The organism is Ruegeria sp. AB5 (assembly GCF_056542645.1).
Window position 1 is genome coordinate 1 of record NZ_JBQGAE010000046.1, and the last position, 3,059, is coordinate 3,059.

At 57.1% G+C, this 3,059-nt stretch carries 2 protein-coding genes; both read right to left on the bottom strand.

The features are described from left to right. Window positions 1-50: 50 nt before the first annotated feature. A complete protein-coding gene (locus ACR0L4_RS23395; RefSeq protein ID WP_480515601.1) occupies window positions 51-1,436 on the bottom strand; it encodes an IS1182 family transposase in 1,386 nt (461 codons plus the stop codon). Between the two features lie 154 nt (window positions 1,437-1,590). Next, complete coding sequence (locus ACR0L4_RS23400; RefSeq protein ID WP_480515601.1) at window positions 1,591-2,976, bottom strand: IS1182 family transposase; 1,386 nt, start codon at window positions 2,974-2,976, stop codon at window positions 1,591-1,593. Window positions 2,977-3,059 lie beyond the last annotated feature (83 nt).

A 3,059-nucleotide genomic window follows, 5' to 3' on the forward strand; every position in this document is an offset into this window, starting at 1 on the left:
TTGCTGGCGCAGAGTGGGGTGACTTGAGCACGGCACGAACGCCTTTCTGATCAGGCTTTTCGCGTTTGCTGCGGCGCAGGAAAGATCTTGGCCAATTTGCGGAGGTTCTGGGCGGTGGCGGCGAGGAGGAATTCGTCATTGGCACCACATGGTCCGCGTAATCGGAGCCGTCCCAGCCCGAGGATCCGTTTGAGGTGGGCGAACAGCATTTCGACCTTTTTTCTGAGCTTCATCGAAATGTCGTACTGGCGGGTCTTTGCAATATCGCGAGCAACCTGTCGGGCGTCTTCGTGCTCTTCACGTGTGATCTTTCGAGCATCGGCGTTCGGGCAGCACTTGGCTTTCGACAGGCAGGTCTGACAGACGTCTTTCAAGGCGCGATAACGGGCCGTCCCTTTGCCGGTTGGCCCTCTGTTCGGATCGGAGTAGTTGCGGCGGAACTGCTTCAGCGCATGACCTTCGGGGCAGATGTATTGGTCGTTCTGGGCATCCCACTCGAAGTCGGCACGGGTCCAGGTTCCGTCGTTGCGCCCGGACTTATCAAAGACAGGTATGTGCGGCGCGATCTTGCGGTCGACCAGCCATCCAAGAAGTGGCCCGGTGCCGTAAGCGGTGTCGGCGATCAGCCGTTCTGGATGCAGATCGAACTTTTCCTCTACCCGGTCCAGCATGGTTTTGGTTGATCCGACTTCAGCTTGTCGGATGGACCGTGTGGCTTCCACATCGACGATGACGCCATGGTCGGTGTCGATCAGATAGTTGTCGGAATAGCTAAAGAATGCTGGGCCTTTACGGGCCGCCGTCCACTGGCTGGCCGGATCAGAATGAGAGGTGAACTTTGGTTGCACCTCGCTGGCGGCACCGAATGCGGCTTCATCTAACGTGTCGAGATACTCGCGAACGGCGCGAGGGGCATCGGTCGGGTCGATGTCGGAGGCGCACCATTCTTCTTTGGGTGTCGAATTCTGCTTGTTGGCATCCGCCTCGATCAAGCTGGCATCAATTGCCAGGCGCTGGCCGCTGACCAAACCTTCTGCGATGCAACGCGCAACTGTCGTCTCGAACAGATGACGCAGCAGCTCACTCTCACGGAACCGGCCATGCCGGTTTTTGGAGAACGTCGAATGGTCAGGCACGCGGTCAGTCAGATCGAGACGACAGAACCAGCGATAGGCCAAGTTCAAATGCACCTCTTCACAAAGCCGCCGTTCGGATCGGATGCCGAAGCAATACCCCACCAGCAGCATGCGGATCAGCAGTTCCGGATCGACCGATGGCCGACCAGTGTGGCTATAGAAATCTGCGAGATAGGCGCGGATGCCATCCAGATCGACAAAGCGATCAATCGACCGCAGCAGGTGGTCTTGAGGAACATGATCCTCAAGAGAGAATTCGTAGAACAACGCCGCCTGCGCTTCCTGCTTCCGCCCCATCATCGCTCAGTCCTCCCATCCTCGGGGAGAATTGAATCAGCGACTTACCTCACGATCAAGCAAGAGTTTTTCAACGAAATACGCCGATTCTGTTGAAAAACAACGTATTGCTGGCGCAGAATGGGGTGACTTGAGCACGGTACGAACGCCTTTCTGATCAGGCTTTTCGCGTTTGCTGCGGCGCAGGAAAGATCTTGGCCAATTTGCGGAGGTTCTGGGCGGTGGCGGCGAGGAGGAATTCGTCATTGGCACCACATGGTCCGCGTAATCGGAGCCGTCCCAGCCCGAGGATCCGTTTGAGGTGGGCGAACAGCATTTCGACCTTTTTTCTGAGCTTCATCGAAATGTCGTACTGGCGGGTCTTTGCAATATCGCGAGCAACCTGTCGGGCGTCTTCGTGCTCTTCACGTGTGATCTTTCGAGCATCGGCGTTCGGGCAGCACTTGGCTTTCGACAGGCAGGTCTGACAGACGTCTTTCAAGGCGCGATAACGGGCCGTCCCTTTGCCGGTTGGCCCTCTGTTCGGATCGGAGTAGTTGCGGCGGAACTGCTTCAGCGCATGACCTTCGGGGCAGATGTATTGGTCGTTCTGGGCATCCCACTCGAAGTCGGCACGGGTCCAGGTTCCGTCGTTGCGCCCGGACTTATCAAAGACAGGTATGTGCGGCGCGATCTTGCGGTCGACCAGCCATCCAAGAAGTGGCCCGGTGCCGTAAGCGGTGTCGGCGATCAGCCGTTCTGGATGCAGATCGAACTTTTCCTCTACCCGGTCCAGCATGGTTTTGGTTGATCCGACTTCAGCTTGTCGGATGGACCGTGTGGCTTCCACATCGACGATGACGCCATGGTCGGTGTCGATCAGATAGTTGTCGGAATAGCTAAAGAATGCTGGGCCTTTACGGGCCGCCGTCCACTGGCTGGCCGGATCAGAATGAGAGGTGAACTTTGGTTGCACCTCGCTGGCGGCACCGAATGCGGCTTCATCTAACGTGTCGAGATACTCGCGAACGGCGCGAGGGGCATCGGTCGGGTCGATGTCGGAGGCGCACCATTCTTCTTTGGGTGTCGAATTCTGCTTGTTGGCATCCGCCTCGATCAAGCTGGCATCAATTGCCAGGCGCTGGCCGCTGACCAAACCTTCTGCGATGCAACGCGCAACTGTCGTCTCGAACAGATGACGCAGCAGCTCACTCTCACGGAACCGGCCATGCCGGTTTTTGGAGAACGTCGAATGGTCAGGCACGCGGTCAGTCAGATCGAGACGACAGAACCAGCGATAGGCCAAGTTCAAATGCACCTCTTCACAAAGCCGCCGTTCGGATCGGATGCCGAAGCAATACCCCACCAGCAGCATGCGGATCAGCAGTTCCGGATCGACCGATGGCCGACCAGTGTGGCTATAGAAATCTGCGAGATAGGCGCGGATGCCATCCAGATCGACAAAGCGATCAATCGACCGCAGCAGGTGGTCTTGAGGAACATGATCCTCAAGAGAGAATTCGTAGAACAACGCCGCCTGCGCTTCCTGCTTCCGCCCCATCATCGCTCAGTCCTCCCATCCTCGGGGAGAATTGAATCAGCGACTTACCTCACGATCAAGCAAGAGTTTTTCAACGAAATAAGCCC

Excerpts from the sequence above, each read along its gene's own strand:
- ACR0L4_RS23395 (WP_480515601.1), bottom strand. The coding sequence starts at position 1,436 with ATGATGGGGCGGAAGCAGGAAGCGCAGGCGGCGTTGTTCTACGAATTC.
- ACR0L4_RS23400 (WP_480515601.1), bottom strand. The coding sequence starts at position 2,976 with ATGATGGGGCGGAAGCAGGAAGCGCAGGCGGCGTTGTTCTACGAATTC.